The 17,211-nt window shown below is 61.7% G+C and carries 11 protein-coding genes; 3 read left to right on the top strand and 8 right to left on the bottom strand.

The window, feature by feature from the left end; all coding sequences use genetic code 11:
- Positions 1-3 precede the first annotated feature (3 nt).
- Positions 4-960, top strand: a complete 957-nt coding sequence (locus tag ACYZT8_RS19790; RefSeq protein ID WP_461975237.1) for an alpha/beta hydrolase — start codon at positions 4-6, stop codon at positions 958-960.
- A gap of 248 nt (positions 961-1,208) precedes the next feature.
- Here the strand turns inward: ACYZT8_RS19790 and ACYZT8_RS19785 are convergent, their stop codons facing one another.
- The 5 genes from ACYZT8_RS19785 to pvdM all read right to left on the bottom strand — a co-directional run bounded on the left by ACYZT8_RS19785 (position 1,209) and on the right by pvdM (position 9,513).
- A complete protein-coding gene (locus ACYZT8_RS19785; RefSeq protein WP_461975235.1) occupies positions 1,209-3,674 on the bottom strand; it encodes a TonB-dependent siderophore receptor in 2,466 nt (821 codons plus the stop codon).
- 273 nt (positions 3,675-3,947) lie between these two features.
- Complete coding sequence (locus ACYZT8_RS19780; protein WP_461975233.1) at positions 3,948-5,597, bottom strand: cyclic peptide export ABC transporter; 1,650 nt, start codon at positions 5,595-5,597, stop codon at positions 3,948-3,950.
- 240 nt (positions 5,598-5,837) lie between these two features.
- Positions 5,838-6,716 carry a dihydropyoverdine dehydrogenase gene (gene pvdO, locus ACYZT8_RS19775; protein WP_461975231.1) on the bottom strand — a complete coding sequence of 293 codons (879 nt, stop codon included), beginning with the start codon at positions 6,714-6,716 and terminating at the stop codon, positions 5,838-5,840.
- 139 nt (positions 6,717-6,855) lie between these two features.
- Positions 6,856-8,136, bottom strand: a complete 1,281-nt coding sequence (pvdN, locus tag ACYZT8_RS19770) for a pyoverdine-tailoring periplasmic protein PvdN (protein WP_461975229.1) — start codon at positions 8,134-8,136, stop codon at positions 6,856-6,858.
- Positions 8,137-8,163: 27 nt separating this feature from the next.
- A complete protein-coding gene (pvdM, locus tag ACYZT8_RS19765) occupies positions 8,164-9,513 on the bottom strand; it encodes a pyoverdine-tailoring dipeptidase-like protein PvdM (RefSeq protein WP_461975227.1) in 1,350 nt (449 codons plus the stop codon).
- A gap of 376 nt (positions 9,514-9,889) precedes the next feature.
- Between pvdM and pvdP the strand changes: the two genes are divergently transcribed.
- The gene (pvdP, locus tag ACYZT8_RS19760) at positions 9,890-11,518 is read left to right on the top strand and encodes a pyoverdine maturation tyrosinase PvdP (protein ID WP_461975225.1); all 1,629 of its coding nucleotides are present in this window, start codon (positions 9,890-9,892) and stop codon (positions 11,516-11,518) included.
- 253 nt (positions 11,519-11,771) lie between these two features.
- Here pvdP and ACYZT8_RS19755 read toward each other — a convergent pair whose 3' ends face one another.
- Genes ACYZT8_RS19755 through ACYZT8_RS19745 form a run of 3 tightly spaced genes read right to left on the bottom strand, consistent with a single transcriptional unit; the run spans position 11,772 to position 16,320 of the window.
- Positions 11,772-13,166 carry an efflux transporter outer membrane subunit gene (locus ACYZT8_RS19755; protein ID WP_461975223.1) on the bottom strand — a complete coding sequence of 465 codons (1,395 nt, stop codon included), beginning with the start codon at positions 13,164-13,166 and terminating at the stop codon, positions 11,772-11,774.
- Positions 13,167-13,173: 7 nt separating this feature from the next.
- Positions 13,174-15,147 carry a MacB family efflux pump subunit gene (locus tag ACYZT8_RS19750; protein WP_461975221.1) on the bottom strand — a complete coding sequence of 658 codons (1,974 nt, stop codon included), beginning with the start codon at positions 15,145-15,147 and terminating at the stop codon, positions 13,174-13,176.
- The gene (locus ACYZT8_RS19745; RefSeq protein ID WP_461975219.1) at positions 15,148-16,320 is read right to left on the bottom strand and encodes an efflux RND transporter periplasmic adaptor subunit; all 1,173 of its coding nucleotides are present in this window, start codon (positions 16,318-16,320) and stop codon (positions 15,148-15,150) included. It lies immediately after the preceding gene.
- Positions 16,321-16,641: 321 nt separating this feature from the next.
- On the opposite strand from ACYZT8_RS19745, the gene ACYZT8_RS19740 reads away from it, so the two are divergent.
- Complete coding sequence (locus tag ACYZT8_RS19740) at positions 16,642-17,124, top strand: sigma-70 family RNA polymerase sigma factor (RefSeq protein ID WP_131059844.1); 483 nt, start codon at positions 16,642-16,644, stop codon at positions 17,122-17,124.
- Positions 17,125-17,211: the final 87 nt, after the last annotated feature.

The raw sequence follows: 17,211 nt of genomic DNA, 5'->3' as shown, positions 1-17,211 counted from the left end.
CCCATGGCCGTGTTGCCAGAACTTGAAGCATTTCTCGAACTCGCCGAGTTCGGCCGGATGACCGGCAAAAGTCGCGCGATGCATGAACAGTCGCCAGAACAGGCGCGGATCGATTTTGAAGCCTCCTCCGGGTTTCTCGATGTGCCGCTGGACAGCGTGTCTTGCGAGAACTTCACCATCGCCGCGCGGGACGGCCACAGTTTGTCGGCGCGGCTATATCGCGATGGGCAAGCGGTCGACGGGTTGCAGCCGGTGGTGTTGTATTTCCATGGTGGCGGCTATGTGGTCGGCAGCCTGGATTCCCATGATGCGCTGTGCCGGCGACTGGCCTCCCAAGGCGGGTTTGCGCTGTTGACCGTGGATTATCGACTCGCACCTGAGTGGCGTTTCCCCACGCCGGTGCAGGACGCCTGCGATGCCGGGAACTGGCTGGTGCGCGAAGGCGCGGCGCGGGGGCTGGACGCGAATAGGGTGGCGCTGGTGGGCGACAGCGTGGGCGCGACGTTGGCCACGGTGTTATCGATCATGGCCGTGCGTGAGCCAGAGGAACTGACGTTGAAACCCAGGGCGCAAGTGTTGCTGTACCCGGTGACGGACGCGACCACCAAGCGTGCATCCCATCGGGATTTCACCGAGGGCTATTTGCTGGAAACGCCGACGCTGGACTGGTTCTACGCGCATTACGGGCGCACGCCAGCGGACCTCGCGGATTGGCGTTGCTCGCCGTTGCTGGCGGCGGATTTGTCGGGCGTAGCACCGGCGCTGGTGTACCTGGCCGGGCATGATCCGTTGCATGACGAAGGGGCGGCGTATGCCGAGCGGTTGCGCGGGGCGGGGAATGAGGTGACGTTGCTGGAGCAGCCGGGGATGACCCATGACTTTATGCGCATGGCGGGGTTGCTGGGGGAAGTTGAGGGGATTCACTCGGAAGTGGCGGGGTGGGTGCGTTCGCGGGTTTGAGTTCAAGTGAAAAAAACCGCCATGCCTGGATCAGGGGTGGCGGTTTTTTTGTGCCCGGTCTCGGGGATTTCTGGTGAGTCGACAATGGCCATCGCGGGCAAGCCCGCTCCCACAGGGATATGTGAACGCCACTAAAACTGTGGGAGCGGGCTTGCCCGCGATGGCGAACTCACATCCACCACAAATCTATGGCCCAAAAAAAATGCCCGCATCTCACGACACGGACATTGTTCATTTCAGCTCACGACTCAGAAGTCATACTTCGCGGTGACCTGCACGTTGCGCGGCTCGCCGTAGAACGTGGTATCGAAGTTGCCCAGGCCCGTCAGGTAGTTCTTGTCGAAGACGTTGTTGGCATTGACGGTGAAGCTCAGGTGGTCGTCGAACTGGTAACGGGTCATCAGGTCCACGAGGGTGTAGCCACCTTGCTTGATCTGGGTGTAGTCGCCCACGCTGGCGCTGTAGATTTTGCCGTAGAACGCGCTCTGCCAGCTCACGCCACCGCCGACGGTGAATTTGTTCATCACACCCGGCAGACGGTAAGTGGTGAAGGTGCGCACGACGTGTTCAGGACGGGTGGTGGACAGCGGGTAGCCGAAGATCCGTTGCTCGTCCTGGTCACGGGTGCGGGCGTAGGTGTAGCCGGCGGACAGGTTCCAGCCCTCGGCCAGTTCACCGGCCAGTTCCAGTTCCACGCCTTTGGTGGTCGCGCCGTCGATGGCTTTGTAAATGCCTTCGTTGGTGACCGGGTTGGTGCCGATCGATTGGGCGACGTTGTCCTGCTCGATGCGGAAGAAGGCCAGGCTGGCGTTCAGCTTGCCTTCGAAGTAGGCCGCTTTCAGACCGGTCTCGTAAGCGTTGCCTTCAACCGGTTCCAGGGTCGAACCGTTGGCGTCCTTGTAGATTTGCGGCTGATAGATATTGGTGTAGCTGGCGTACGCGGAGTACGTGTCGTTGAGGTCGTAAACCACACCGGCGTAAGGGGTGACGACGCCATGTTCCTTGTAGCTGGCGTGGGTGTCGGTCTGACCGGCGCCCGGGTTATAGCTGTAGTCTTCGTTGTACTTGAAGGTGCTCAGACGGGTGCCGAGAATGAACGACAGGTCGTCGGTCGGACGCAGACGCGTGGCCAGGTAAACGCCGTTCTGGCTCTGGGTGCGTTCGTATTTGCCGTTCTTCGGGAATTCCTGTTTCGGCAGCTCGCCGTTCCAGTCGTAGATGCTGCCTGGTACTTGGGAGAACGCGCTGGTGTCGTAAGTCGCGCCGGTCTGACGCGAGTGGGATGCCATGACACCGGCGACCAATTCGTGCTCACGACCACCCAGGCTGAACGGACCGGAGACGTTCACGTCAGCGGTGTTCTGCACGCGATGGCCTTCCCAGCGACCCCAGTACATGAACATGCCTTCACCGGTGGCGCGGTTCGGGTTACCGCCGCTGGCCGAGGCCAGTTGAGTGTCGTGATCGGTGGTTTTCTGATCCAGGCTGACTTTGAGTTTCCAGTCATTGGCCAGCGCTTGTTCCAGCGATGCTAAGTAGGTGGTGCTGTCGAAATCACGACGGCTCCAGTCGGCAGCCGGGTTGAAGTGACGCGGGAACTCGGTACGGCCGCCATCGGCGAAGTACGTCGGGTTACCGGTCCACGACGATCCGCGCGGGGTCGCGCTGGACTTGTCGATGCCGAAGGTCAGCAGGGTGTCGTCGGTCAGGTCGGCTTCGAGGACGCCGTAAAACAGGTCTTTCTTCTGGCTGTAGTGATCCAGGTAGGAGTTGGCGTCCTGATACGTGGTCACGAAGCGGCCGCGTACGTTGCCCGAATCGGTCAGCGAACCGGAGATGTCGCCTTCAGCACGGTATTTGTCCCAACGGCCGGCGGTGGCGCTGACCGAGGCCTTGAATTCCTTGGTCGGCTTCTTGCGGATCAGGTTGACCGTGGCGGACGGGTCGCCGGTACCGGTCATCAGACCGGTAGCGCCCTTGATGACTTCGATGTGGTCCAGGCTCGCCGAGTCGTCGCTGTTGTTCGGGTTTTCACCGTACACACCGTCGTAGATGGTGTTGACGCCATCGTACTGGAAGTTGGTGATGGCCTGGCCACGGGCGGAAAATTCGGTACGGTCACTGTCGTACTTCTGCGACGTGATACCGGGGGTGTTGCGCAGCGCATCGCCGACGCTCTGTGCGCCGCGATCGTCCATTTGCTGACGGGTCACCACGGTCACCGATTGTGGCGTTTCGCGAAGGGTCAGCGGCAGCTTGGTCGCGGTGGTGGTGGCGCCAGTGGTGTAGGAGTGGGTGTCTTCCGTGGTCAGGCCCAGGGCCTGGCCGGAAATCGTGGTCGCACCCAGTTGCAGGCCCGAACCGCCGCCGGATACCAGGGTGACGCTGTTGCCATTGATCTGGAAAGAAATGCCGGTGCCTTTGAGCAAGGCGCTCAGGGCCTCGGACGGCTCCAGCGATCCGGACACTGCACGGGACTTGATGCCGGCCACCTGATCAGGGCTGTAGAGGATTTGCAGGTTGGTCTGCATGCCGAGCTCGGTCAGCGCGTTGGAAAGCGGCTGCACGGCAATATTCACTTTTACAGGTGCAGCATTGGCCATCGAGCTCCCCAGCAAGGTGGCGGTCAGCAGTACGCTGGTGAACAGGGTGCGATGCAATGTCGGGCGTTGTACAGCCAACGCGAGAGGTGTGCGGCGTGGTTGAGGTCGCATTACTTACCTGAGCTCCTGAAAAGTGTTGTGCAGAGTTTTTGTTAATAAGAATGATTATTAGACGCGGCACGAACGGAAAACCGGAAAGAAACCCGTCAAATAAATTTCAGAAAGATGAAACGACACGGTTCTGCGGTCAGAGGACTTCTCTGTGGCGAGGGAGCTTGCTCCCGCTGGGCTGCGTAGCAGTCCCATTTTCGGGGCCGCTTCGCGCCCCAGCGGGAGCAAGCTCCCTCGCCACAGGAATCTCCTCACCACACAGGTGTGCAGTGTTCAGGCAGGGGCGAGTTCGGTGACAACCCGGCCGCTTTCCATGCGCACCAACTGGTCGGCCACATCGAAGTAACGGTCATCGTGGGAGATCACGATGATGGTTTTGCCCAGGCGCTTGAGGTCCGGCAGCAACTCGGTATAGAAAATCCTGCGGAAGGTCGGGTCCTGGTCGGCCGCCCATTCATCGAACACCAGCACCGGGCGCTCTTCGAGCCAGGCATTGACCAGGGCCAGGCGCTTGCGCTGGCCGGTGGAGAGGTCGGTGGTGGTGAAGTTGCCGTCCTTGACGCTGACCTTGTGCGCGATTTCCAGGCGTTGCAGGTATTTGTTGGCGTCTTCGGGGATGTGCTGATCGCCCTGGACCACATCATCGAACAGGTAATAGTCCGCGAAGATCGTGGTGAACAACTGGCGATAGTCGTCTCGGTTCTGCGCATCGATCGCCTCGCCGTTCACGCGGATTTCGCCCTGTTGCGGCGTGTACAAGCCCAGCAGCAACTTGATCAGCGTGGTCTTGCCGCAACCGTTCTCGCCGACAATAAAGGTGATGTCGCCTTGCTTGATCGTCAGGTTGACCGGCCCGAGCTGGAACGGTGCGGCACCTTCGGCAGCCGGGAAGGCGAATCGCACATCGGCCAGTTTCAGTTCATGCACGGCTTGCTCGACGTTGCCCTGATCGCTGAGCAGCAAATGTGGTTCGGGGGTGGAAAACTGCTCGGACAACTCAGCGATCCGGCGAAAGGCAATCTGCGCGCGGCTGACAATCGGCAACGTGCTGATCAAATGCTCCAGCGGACCCTTCATATAAAGCAGCACCAGCACGAAGCCGCTCATCACGGTCTTGTCGGCGCTTGGCCAGAAGGATTGCAGCGCCAGCACCAGGCCGATGACCACGAAGAACAGCATCGAGCCGAAAGTCTTGGCGATGACAAAGGTGTTGACCGAGCGCACCTGGGTCTTGCAAATGAAATCGGCCGTGGCCTTGATGCCCGAAACGAACATGCGCTGGCGACGCGAACGGTGGATGCGCAGTTCCTTGGCGCCATCGGCAATCGCGTTGTAGTGCTTTTGCAGCTCGTCTTCAGCGTCACGGGCGGCCATGAAACCCTGCACACCTTTGCTCTGGGCGTAAGCCTGAATCGCCGTGCCGATCAGGATCGCGGCGACCATGATCAGGAACATCGGCCAGGACAGAATGGCCAGGTAACCCATGCAGCCCAGGGTCACGGTGAGGGAAATCGCCAGTGGGGCGAAGGCGAAGGCAAAGTCGCTGATGGTGTCGACGTCGTGGGTCAGCACGGGAATCAGGCGGTGGCTGCGATAGCGTTCGATTTGCTCGATCGGTGCCGACAGGACTTTTTCACCGAGCTGTTTACGCAGCCTGGCGATGATGTGCTGGCCGACATAGTTGGTGCCAATGTCCGAGCAGATCGAAGTCAACAGCGCCAGCAGGCACAGGCCGGCGAACAAGGCGACGACGCCCTGGGTCAGGCCGGTGTCCGAATGCAGGGCGTTGTTGATGGTCGCCAGCAGTACCGTGACGCTCAAGCCGCCGACCATGCCCAGGAAAATGGACGCGGCGACGATGAGTCGAAACGGTTTCAGCAGGGCGAACAACTCGCCGATGGCGCCACGGGGAGGCTGGGTCATGGAAGACAGTTCCTTGGGTATAAAGGCAGATACCCAGTAGAACGTCTGATCGAAGGGTTAATTTACAAGGTCGCCGACTGGCGGTGCTTGCTGTCACTACACAGATGATCGTTCCCACGCTCCGCGTGGGAATGCCGCCAGGGACGCTCCGCGTTCCGCTGGTGAATGTGACGCAGAGCGTCACCGGATGCATTCCCACGCGGAGCGTGGGAACGATCAAAGCATGGGGCGTGTACCAGGTTAGAGATCACGCACAATACGGAAACCGATCCAGTCGCCACGCTCTTGCGGGTACTGGCTGTTGCGGTTGCCGGAGCGGGAGAACACCGGCGCTTCGCCCCAGTCGTTGCCACGAATGCGCACCGCTTCGCACTTGGCTTCTACCCACGCGCTGCCATCGGTGGGTGCGCCGACGTAGTTCGGGTGCTCGCAGTCTTCGACCCATTCGTAGACATTGCCGTGCATGTCGTACATGCCGAACGCGTTGGGTGGATAGCTGCCGACCGGCGAGCTGTAGCTGTAACCGTCCGCCGGGCCGTAGGTGTTGGCGTGTTTGCTGATGCTGTATTCCTTGCCTTCATCGAACGGGAAGGGGAACGGCCCCTTGGTGCCGCCGCGCGCGGCGTATTCGCGTTGGGCTTCGCTGACCATGTGGTACTTCTGCCCGGTCTTTTTCGAGAGCCAGGCGACGTAATTTTTCACGTCATCGAAGTTCATGCACACCGCCGGCTGACGTGGGCCTTGTGGGTAACGCGGTTTGCTGGCGACGCACTCGCGACCCGGCCGGGTATCGCCGTTGGCGATGGTCACGCCACTCTCGCGCACGTAACTGTCCCATTCACCGGCGGTGACCTGGAAACGGCTCATGGCGAACGGCTTGGCGAAGGTCACTGCGTGCATCGGACTTTCGTCGGGCTCGCGACCGACTTCATCGTCCGGCGTGCCCATGTTGAAGGTGCCGGCCGGCAACACGACCATTTCCGGGCAATCGCGGCAGTCCTTGAACACCTTGCCGGGTTGCGGGGCGGTGGCGGCTTGGGCAGCGGTTGGCAGGAGGCCGGCGAGGAGGGCGGTCAGGGCGAGTGCCTTGAGCGGCAGGGTCAGTAGATCTCGGTTCATGAGTCGTCTCAATTTAAAAGAAAACGGAGGTGCCCCTGTGGCGAGGGAGCTTGCTCCCGCTGGACTGCGTAGCAGTCCCTTTCTTTGGGGCCGCTTCGCTGCCCAGCGGGAGCAAGCTCCCTCGCCACAGAGTTCAGCATCAGGTGGTTTTGCTCAGTAGCGTCATGAAGCGGTCGATGTGGTTCTCGGTGTTGAGCAGGCCGGGGGCGATGCGAATGACCGGGCCGACGTCGCGGTCCACCGAGTCGCAGACCACGCGGTTTTCCATCAACTGCACGGCGACTTTTTCGCAGTCGCGGTCCTTGATCCGGAAGAAGGTGAAACCGGCCGACAGGTCCGGGCTCATTGGCGTGACGAGTTCGACTTGCGGGTGTTCCAGCAAGCGGTTTTTCACGTAGGTGTTGAGGGCGCGAATGCGCGCCTGCACCTCGGACTTGCCCAGTTCCAAATGCAGTTTGAACGCTTCGTCCAGGGCCCAGCGATGTTCAAAGCTGTGATACCCGCCCGGGGTCATGATGGTCGAGAAGGTGGTCGCTTCGGAGAACGTCGGAATCGTCGGCGTCACATCCTTGAGCTCAGCGGAGCGGGCGCAGATGATCCCGGTACCGCGAGGGCCGAACATCCATTTGTGGGTGCCGGCGATGAAGAAGTCGCAATGCATGTCAGGGAAGTCGAGGTCTTCGACGCCGAAACCGTGCACGCCATCGACCACATACAGGATGCGGTCCATTTCCTCGCGGTTGCGATTCCGTTCGTCCACCAGTTTGCCGATCTCACCAATCGGCAGTTTCACGCCGCTGCCGGACTGCACCCAGGTCATGCCCAGCACGCGGGTTTCGGGGCGGATGCCTTTGGCGATCGAGCCCAGCACCTCGTCCACCGAAACGTTGTGGCTGTTCTCGAACAGCTTGAGCTTGCGCACCTTGACCCCGTCCTTTTGCTGGCGGTAACCCAAGGCGTAGTTGGTGGCGTAGTGTTCATGCTCGCTGGTGAGGATTTCCTGATCCGGGCGCACATGGATGCCGCCGTAGATCAGCGACAGGCCTTCCGTAGTGCTGCCGGTCAGCGCGATTTGCTCAGGCTTGGCCTTGAGGTAACGACCGGCCCAGACGCGAACCGCTTGCTCGCGTTTTTCGGTTTCGCCCAAGTCCCAGTCCATTGCCAGGCCCGGGTTGCGGTCGAGGTTGGCGCGGTGGCGTTCAATCGCCTCACGCACCGGCCGTGGGTGGGACGTCACCAGAAAGTTGGCAAAGTGCAGGTAGTCCGGATCCTGGTTGAACAATGCACGCAATTGCGCCCATTTGTCCTTGGACAGCGGCGCAGGATTGGCAGCCAGCGCCGGCAGATTCACGGCAGAACTCAGCGGCAGGCCCGCCGCGAGAATACCGGCCTGCTTGAGGAATGAACGGCGGTTAGTCATGAGCTCGGTTCGCTTATGCAAGGGGAATCAGTTTTTCGCCACCGGTCTGGACGACTTCTGCACCTGGTCCCACACCCGCAGGAAATTCCCGCCCCAGAGCTTGGCGATATCGGCCTCGCTGTAGCCGCGACTGATCAGCTCGGCCGTGACGTTGCGTGCTTCGCTGACATCCTTCCAGCCATCCAGGCCGCCGCCGTCATTGAAGTCGGAACTGATGCCGACGTGGTCGATCCCGATTTTCTTCACCGCGTAGTCAATCGCGTCGCCGTAGTCCTTGAGCGTGGCTTTCGGTTCTTCGTCGACGATGGCATAGAGCTGACTGGCGTACTCGCCGAAACGTTGTTCGGACCAGACGGTGATGATCGGGTCACCCGGCATCAGCGCCATCTCAAGGCCTTGCAACGGTTGCAGGTCGAAGCGAGCGCGCAGGGCGTTGAGTTTGTTCTGGGTGGCCTGGCTCAGCGGGCGGATGTAGGTGGGGAAGCCGACAATCTGCACCACGCCACCGCTGTTTTTGATCAGTTGCATTTCCTGGTCGCTGAGGTTGCGGGGGATGTCCACCAGTGCACGCGGTGCCGAGTGCGAGGCGACCATCGGGGTACGGCTCAGTTTGGCGACTTGCTCCAGGGCCTTGGTCGACATCTGCGACACATCGATGATCACGCCGAGGTCGTTCAGGCGATGCACGGCCTGCTTACCGATCTCCGACAGGCCACCGAGGGCGTCTCGCGAATCATTGAAGAACGGCAGCGGTCGGGACGAATCGGCCCAGGCGTTGTTGCCCACGTAACTGAAACCGAACATGCGCATGCCGCGAGCGGCCCACGTGTCCAGGGCATTCAGGTCGTTGCCCAGCGGATAGGCGTTGAGCATGCTCATGAAGATCGCGAACTTGCCTTCGCCGTGCAGGCGGCGGAAGTCGTCCGGGGTGTAGGCGATGGCGACCTGGTTGGGGAAGTCGCGAACCATCGTGCTGATGATTTTGTAGCGGGTTTCCTGCTCGAACCGGGCTTCGTCGACGAAACCGGCGGTGGGGCGATGCGGGGCGTTGGCGCCGTTCCAGATTTCCGGCCAGCCGAAAATCGTCAGGGCCGCGCCGGACAAGCGTCCACGGCCGGTCTTGACCAGGTCGAATTGCCCGGTGCCGTCCTTGTCCGCTTCATTGCCGGCGATGCCGAAGTCCAGCGGGACGGTGACGTGGCTGTCGAAGGAGAGGAGGCGTTCTTGCAGCTCATCGGCCTGTTTCATGACTTTTACCGGGTAACCGGGATTGTCCTTGAACCCGTAATCCCAGGCCGCAAAGCCTGCCCCGGCACTGATCGCCAGGGCCAGCGGCAGGCCGATGTAAAGAGCCTTTTTCGAACGTGGTTTTGTCATTGCCATCTCAGTCAGGTTCGCCGCCCCGGTGCGGGCGCAGGGGCCTTTGCTATCTGGGAAGAACGAGTGGCTCAGTTAGAAATTTAGTGGGGCTGATGCCCCCATCGCCAGCAGGCTGGCTCCCACAGGGGATTTGTGAACGACACAGATCACCTGTGGGAGCCAGCCTGCTGGCGATGCTTGATCGTTCCCACGCTCCGCGTGGGAATGCAGCCCGGGACGCTCCGCGTCCCCTCCAAAGCCGAACGCGGAGCGTCCGTTGAGGCATTCCCACGCAGAGCGTGGGAACGATCTTTCGGGGGCACCATAAATTTGTAGAGGCAACAAACGTTCTAGCTTGGATAAAGCCTGCTTCATGGCTGACACAGGTAGGGCAATGACGATTTCTCGACGATGGTTCATGGCAGGCCTGGCGCTGACCGGCGCCGCCGTGCCTGCGGCTTTTTATGGGCATCGTGAATGGGCGAAACCGGATCCGACGATCACCCCCGGCGAAGCTTCATTCGATGTGGCGAATGTCGCCGGCCAGCATTTGGCGAACACCTTGCGCGGCGTCTGGCAGATCCGTTTCGAAGGCCGTGACGCCGGTATCGAAGGCCTGTCACGGGACGGGCTGGAACTGTTTCTCGACGTCGGCCACAAAGGTCGCGGCTTGATCGGGTTCCTCGACACCGCCCAGCGTTTGCGCTCCAGTGATGAGCCTCGCTACCGGGTGCTGGGCGATCTGGCGGAAGCCAAGCCGGCCGAGTTGAGCTGGCGTTTGGTCAGTGCCAATGCCGCCAACGGCACGCCGGATTACGAATTCAGCATGGCGCTGGACGAAGTCTGGGCCGGTTTCGGCAATGCCGGCAGCGGTACGCTCAGCGGCCGGGTGTTGAATCTCGATCGCCCGCTGATGATGACCGCGCAGGACAATCGTTTCATTGCCGTGAAACGGGTTTTCCCCGAAGCCCGCGAGCGCGCCGGTCTCAACGCACCGCTGCTGGCCTGGCTGGTTTCCGCCGAGCATCGGCTGTTTCACCAGCTCTGGCATGCCTCGCGGGACAAGTGGCACACCCTGTCCGAAGACAAGCGCAACGCATTGCGTGGCATTGGCTGGCAGCCCGGCCCGCGGGATCAGGAGCGTGATGCCCGTGGCGCGCGCAAAGATCGCAATGGCTCGGGCGTGGACTTTTTCTTCATGCACCGCCACATGCTCGGCACGGCGCGGTCGATGCAGGATTTGCCCTCATGGCAGCACTTTCCGTTGCCGCAGCCGGAACTGGCCCGCGATCGCATCGGCTTTGCCAATTACTGCGACAACCACGACGGCACCGCGCTGCCGCCGACCTGGCAGGCCGACGACGATGCCGAGTACTCGCAATGGGTCAGCGACATCAAGACCGCCGAGACGTATCACAGCAACTTCCAGGTCTGGGAGTCGCGCTACCGTGATCCGCGCTATCTGTCGAAGCTCACCTTGGGGCAGTTCGGTTCAGAGGTTGAGTTGGGGCTGCATGACTGGCTGCACATGCGCTGGGCCTCGGTGCCGCGTGATCCGTCCAATGGCCAGCCGGTGCCGTTTGCGCGGGATCCGGCAGACTTCTCCGCGCGCTGGTATGCGCCGGAAAACGATTTTCTCGGCGACCCGTTTTCCTCCCACGTGAACCCGGTGTTCTGGCATTTCCACGGCTGGATCGATGATCGTCTGGAAGACTGGTTCCGTGCGCACGAGCGCTTTCATCCGGGGGAGGTCAGTCGGCTGGAGGTTAACGGCGTGGCGTGGTTTGCGCCGGGGCGTTGGGTTGAGGTGAATGATCCGTGGCTCGGGCCGAGCACCCATGGCTGCAGTACGACGCCGGGGTTGCAGACGGGCAAGTCGGTTGAGATGGACCCGGAAACCATGAAGCTGGCGCTGCGCATTACCTTTGGCGAAGACGAGAAAAAACTGGCGGACCTGTTCCGCAAAGTGCCGCAGCGGCCTTGGTATGCGCGGCATTTGAAGGCCAAGCCGGTGACCACCTAAGCAACTGATACCGCGTTATCGTTCAATCGCGAGCAAGCTCGCTCTCACAGGTTTTATGTGTGCCGCATGATTTGGGCACGACACATAACCTTGTGGGAGTGAGCCTGCTCGCGATAGCTATTCGGCAGGTGACATTGGTGCTGGATGTTCCTGCCTCTTCGCGAGCAAGCCCGCTCCCACATTTAGTCCTGCGAACACAGGTCCATTGTGGGAGCGGGCTTGCTCGCGAAAGCGGACTCACTGGCGACACAAATCACAAAACCTGCCACCCACCACCCAGCGCCTTGTACAGCGCAATACTCGCCTGCAACCGCGACAATCGCAGTTGCACATTCAAATCCTGCGCCGCATACAGTGTGCGCTGGGTCTCCAGCACCGTCAGCAAATCCGCGGCCCCGGCCTGATAACGGCTTTGCGCAATATTGAATGCGGTCTGCGCCTGGTTCAGTTCCTCACTTTGCCATTGACGCTGTGCATCCAGCCCACGAATGCTGTTGAGGGCTTTTTCCACGTCGGCGAAGCCGTTGATGATCGACCCGCGATAGGTCTCCAGCAATTCCTCCTGGCGGGCCGTGGCTTTGTCGCGCTCGGCACTCAAGCGGCCATTGTTGAAGACCGGCGCAAGCAATCCGGCGGTGAGGTTGTAGAAAGGACTGCGCAGGATGTCTGCCGCCTGATCGGCTCCCGACCCCAGTTCGGCGCTCAAGGTCACCTTCGGCAGCATCGCGGCGCGGGCGACGGTGACGTTGGCTTGTGCGGCGGACAGCTGCGCTTCGGCACGGGCGATGTCCGGGCGGCGGGTGAGCAGCTCGCTGGGGGCGCCCGCCGCGATGGTCGGCCATGACAGTTGCTCAAAGCGCTCCTGACCCAGCGCCAGCTCCTGGACCGGCCGGCCGAGCAGGGCGGCCAGACCGATCAACGCGTCCTGCGCCTGTTGCTGCACCAGCGGCAATTGCCGTTGTTGCGCCGCCACCAGGCTCTTCTGTTGCGCAAGTTCCAGCGCGGTCGCGGAGCCTGAATCAAAACGCGTCTGCACCAGTTTCAACACGTTCTGCGCGTTCGCCAGGTTCAGCTCGGCGATGCGACTTTGCTCACGCAGCGACAAGGTCTGCGCGTAGGTGTTCGCAACGCCGCTGAGCAGCGTCAATTCCACGGTTGCCTGATCGAACTCGCTGGCCTGCAAAGCGAATTGCGCGCTGTCACGGGAAGCCCGTTGACCGCCCCAGAAATCTATTTCGTAACTGGCACTGAGGCTGGCGTTGAAGTAATCAACGGCCTTGTTGTCGCTGTCGGCGTCGAGTTGGCTGTAACCGTTGCCGCGCAGCAGTTTTTGCCGATTGGCGTTCATGGCAGCCTTGACTTCGGGTAGCAGCGAACCGCCGGCCACCACCGTTTCAGCCTGCGCCTGGCGCACCCGCGCGATGGCGGCTGCCAGGTCGTAACTGCCGACCCGCGCCTGCTCGATCAGTTGATCCAGCTGCGGGCTGCCGAACTGCGTCCACCATTGCAGGTTGCTGCGGGTGGCGCTTTGCGTTTGCGGCGATTGCCAGGAGGAGGGCAACGCAATGCCGCTGTCCGGGCGCTGGGCGGGAGAGCCGCAGGCGCCGAGCAACAGGCAGAGGGTCAGTAAACTCAGTTGCGGCTTCATGGAGAGATCATTCACTGGTAAGGGCCGTGACCGGGTCGAGTCGGGCAGCTTTGCGGGCCGGCATGAAGCCGAAGACGACACCGGTGACCAGGGCGCAGCCGAAGGCGCCGAGTACCGCTATCAAGGAGAACGCGACGGCGACTTCGCTGAGGATCAGCACGCCACCGACGATCAGCGCCAGGGCGATCCCGGCGAGCCCGCCGACCACCGACAGCATCACCGCTTCGGTCAGAAACTGACGGAGGATGTCGCGCTGACGGGCGCCAGTGGCCATGCGGATACCAATCTCCCGCGTCCGCTCGCGCACCGTCATCAACATGATGTTCATCACGCCGATTCCGCCCACCAGCAGCGAGATCGCGGCAATCGAGCCGAGCATCAACGACAGGGTGTTTTGCGTGCGCGCTTCGGCCTGGATCATCGCGGCGTTGTTGGTCAGTTCGAAATCCTTCTTGCCGTTGTGCAGGCGCAGCATCAATTGCTCGATGGCGATTTCGGTCTCTTTGACCTTGCGGGCGTCGGCGGCGGCGATGGCCACGTATTCGGGATTGTGGGTGCCAAACAGCCGCACACTCGCGGCGGAATACGGGATGGCGATGCGGTCGTCGCTGTCGGAGTCGCCGGAGCTGGCGCCTTTTTCCGCGAGCACACCGACCACCTGGAACGGCACGTTCTCAATCAGGATGTACTGGCCGATCGGGTTGGCCACGTCCTTGAGCAACTTGGCCCGCACCTTGTGGCCAATCACCGCAACCGCTGCGGCGTTACGTTCATCGTCCTGGGTGAAATAGCTGCCTTGCACCACCGGCCAGTTGAAGATGGCCGGGAAGTTGGTGTCGTTGCCGCCGACGTAGCTCAAGTGGTCGAGGTTGCCGAAACGCACCCCGGCTTCCTGGCCGTTGACCGGCATGATCCGCGTCACCTGCGGCAGGCTGCCCACCGCTGCGACATCATCCAGGGTGACGATGCCCAGCGGCGTACGCGGGTTCGGTGAGGAGCCGCTGAGGTAAATGATGTTCGAGCCGAAGGCGCCCATTTGCGCCATCACCTGGCGCTTGCTGCCTTCGCCGACGGCGAGCATCACCACCACCGACGCCACGCCGATAATGATGCCGAGCAAGGTCAGTGCCGTGCGAAAGCGGTTGATCCACATCACCCGCCACGCCGCTTGTACGGCGTCGATCAGTTCGCCTTTCCACGCGCCGGTGGCTTCTGCGCCTTCGGTCAGGCGTTTGCGCAGATCCACCGCTTGCAGCGCGCCGGGGTTGGCCGAGGCTTGCGCCTCAGGGTTGTCGTGGGCGCTGTCGCTGATGATCAGCCCGTCACGAATTTCGATGATGCGTTTGGCCCGGGCCGCGACTTCGCGGTCGTGGGTGATGAGGATCACCACGTGGCCCTGGCTCGCCAGTTCGTCGAGCAGGGTCATCACCTCGGCGCCGCTGTGGCTGTCGAGGGCGCCGGTGGGTTCGTCGGCGAGGATGATGTGGCCGCCGTTCATCAAGGCGCGGGCAATTGACACCCGTTGTTGCTGGCCGCCGGAGAGCTGATGCGGGCGGTTGCCGGTGCGCGAGGCCAGGCCGAGACGGTCGAGCAGGGCGGCGGCGCGGGCGTGGCGTTCGGCCGCTGGCAAGCCTGCATAGATGGCCGGCATCTCGACGTTTTCCTGGGCCGAGCCGGACGGGATCAGGTGATAACCCTGGAACACAAAACCGAAGGCCTCACGGCGCAGCCAGGCCAGCTCGTCGCTGTCGAGGGCGGCGACGTTTTGCCCGGCGAAACGGTATTCGCCCGACGTGGGGCGGTCGAGGCAACCGAGGATGTTCATCAGCGTCGACTTGCCGGAACCGGAGGCGCCGACAATCGCCACGAACTCCCCGGCATGGATCGACAGGTCGATGCCGCGCAACACGTGAACTTCCGGTGAATCGCCGCCGCCGTAGGCTTTGCGAATGTCCTGCAGGTCGATCAGAGGCGTCTGCATTCAGCCGCCACTCCCGTCGGCCGGGCCGATCAGCAGGTGATCGCCTTCCTGCAAACCGTCGAGGATCTGCACCCGCAAACGATCGCTGATGCCGGTGCGCACGTCGCGCTGCTGGATGCTGCCGTTTTTGGCCACGACCTGTGCAATTTGCTTATTGGCTTCAGCGCCGGCCTGCAATGCCGCGACGGGTGCGGTGAGGGTGTTTTTCGCCTGATCCGAAACGAAAAATACTTGGGTGGTCATCTCCGCCATCAACGCGTTGTCGGCGTTATCGACGTCCAGCAACACCGTATACAGCACCACGCGCGCGCTGCCGCTTTTGCTCGAGCTGGAGGGGCTGCCGCCACCTTGGCTGGTCTGATCCAGCGGCTTGGGCGGCACCGGCAGAATTTGCCGAACGGTGCTGCTCCAGCGTCGGTTGCCGCCGCTGAGGGTGGTGAACCAGGCAGTCATGCCGGGTTTGACGTGGCCGATGTCGGCTTCCGAGACTTCGGCCCACACCGTCATCGGCGACAACTTGGCGATGCGCAGAATCAGCGGCGTTTGCTGCTGGGCGTTGAGGGTCTGGCCGACCCGGGCGTCGAGGGCAACCACGGTGCCGGCCATCGGTGCGTAAATCCGCGTGTAACCGAGTTCGGCCTGATCGCTGCGCAGGCTGGCCTGGGCCTGACGAATCTGCGCCTGGAACATGTCGATGCGGGCCTGGGTGGCGCGCAGCTCGGCCTGGGCGGTTTGCACGTCTTCTTCGCGGGTCGCGCCGCCGGCCTTGAGGTTCTGCTGGCGCTGGAATTTCTGCCGGGCCAGTTCGTGCAATGCCCGTTGTTCCTGAAGCTGCGCCTTGAGGTTCTCGATGGAGAAGCGTCCGGCGTCGAGTTTGGCCTGCTGGGTGGACGGATCGATCTCCACCAGCAGTTGGCCTTCCTTGACCACGTCGCCGACTTCCACGTGAATCTTCTGGATCTGCCCGGACGCCTGGGCGCCGACGTCGACATAACGCCGCGGTTGCAGGGTGCCCAACGCGGTGACGCTGCTTTCAATGTCGCCACGGCTGACTTGCACGGTGGCGAATTTATCCCGGCCAGGCGGGATCACTTGCCAGGCGGCGATGGCGATAACGGGGATCAGACAAAGTGCTACAAGCAGGGCGCGTCGGGTCTGTCGGGGACGTTTCATGCAGGGTTCCGGCCAATGGATATCGGCCCGTCGTTCAACCTGCGCACGTAAACCGGCGACAGCCGAACGCTGTCGGGGAGCCGACAGACACGGGAAGCTGTCCTGTTAACGAGGAAAGTGGCGGGGAATTTAGGCGCGGACACAAAGCGTTACAGGTGTAGCACATGACTATTTATCGGGTAAGTCAAACCAACACTTTAAATCTATATGAGAATTACTATAAATTACGCGGCTCGAACTGCCACCATCTTGCCACTGCCTCTTTCGGCGGTCGCCGAGGTGGCTCAAGGACAGAAACCGCACCCTGTGCGGCCGGGAGTCATGTTGGAAAACTACTATCGCGAGCTGGTGTGTTTCCTGAACGCCAAGCTAGGCAACCGTCAGGTCGCCGAAGATGTGGTGCATGACGCTTATCTGCGGGTGCTGGAGCGTTCCAGTGACACGCCGATCGAACAGCCCCGGGCCTTCCTTTATCGCACCGCGCTGAACCTGGTGATCGACGATCATCGGCGTAATGCCTTGCGCCAGGTCGAGTCGCTGGATGTGCTCGACAACGAAGAGCGCTACTTCACGCCATCGCCGCACAACTGCCTCGACCACGGTCAGCGCCTGGAAATGCTCCAGCGTGCCTTGGCGGAATTGCCGCGCCTGTGTCGCGAAAGTTTTCTGCTGCGCAAGATCGATGGCCTGTCTCATCCGGAAATTGCTGAACAACTCGGCATCTCGCGCGCGCTGGTGGAGAAGCACATCGTCAATGCCATGAAACATTGCCGCGTGCGGATGCGGCAGTGGGACGCCCATTGATCCCTTCTCTCTAAATTTTTTTTCATTGTCCTCGTTCCTACTCAACAGACGACCTGCTGTCCTGCATCAGGTCACTTAGGCTTATTC

The organism is Pseudomonas sp. LB3P93 (assembly GCF_054898025.1).
The sequence above is the reverse complement of the archived record's forward strand: the minus strand, read 5'-3'. Positions and strand labels throughout refer to the sequence as shown.

Excerpts from the sequence above, each read along its gene's own strand:
- ACYZT8_RS19790 (WP_461975237.1), top strand. The coding sequence starts at position 4 with ATGGCCGTGTTGCCAGAACTTGAAGCATTTCTCGAACTCGCCGAGTTC.
- ACYZT8_RS19785 (WP_461975235.1), bottom strand. The coding sequence starts at position 3,674 with ATGCGACCTCAACCACGCCGCACACCTCTCGCGTTGGCTGTACAACGC.
- ACYZT8_RS19780 (WP_461975233.1), bottom strand. The coding sequence starts at position 5,597 with ATGACCCAGCCTCCCCGTGGCGCCATCGGCGAGTTGTTCGCCCTGCTG.
- pvdO (WP_461975231.1), bottom strand. The coding sequence starts at position 6,716 with ATGAACCGAGATCTACTGACCCTGCCGCTCAAGGCACTCGCCCTGACC.
- pvdN (WP_461975229.1), bottom strand. The coding sequence starts at position 8,136 with ATGACTAACCGCCGTTCATTCCTCAAGCAGGCCGGTATTCTCGCGGCG.
- pvdM (WP_461975227.1), bottom strand. The coding sequence starts at position 9,513 with ATGACAAAACCACGTTCGAAAAAGGCTCTTTACATCGGCCTGCCGCTG.
- pvdP (WP_461975225.1), top strand. The coding sequence starts at position 9,890 with ATGACGATTTCTCGACGATGGTTCATGGCAGGCCTGGCGCTGACCGGC.
- ACYZT8_RS19755 (WP_461975223.1), bottom strand. The coding sequence starts at position 13,166 with ATGAAGCCGCAACTGAGTTTACTGACCCTCTGCCTGTTGCTCGGCGCC.
- ACYZT8_RS19750 (WP_461975221.1), bottom strand. The coding sequence starts at position 15,147 with ATGCAGACGCCTCTGATCGACCTGCAGGACATTCGCAAAGCCTACGGC.
- ACYZT8_RS19745 (WP_461975219.1), bottom strand. The coding sequence starts at position 16,320 with ATGAAACGTCCCCGACAGACCCGACGCGCCCTGCTTGTAGCACTTTGT.
- ACYZT8_RS19740 (WP_131059844.1), top strand. The coding sequence starts at position 16,642 with ATGTTGGAAAACTACTATCGCGAGCTGGTGTGTTTCCTGAACGCCAAG.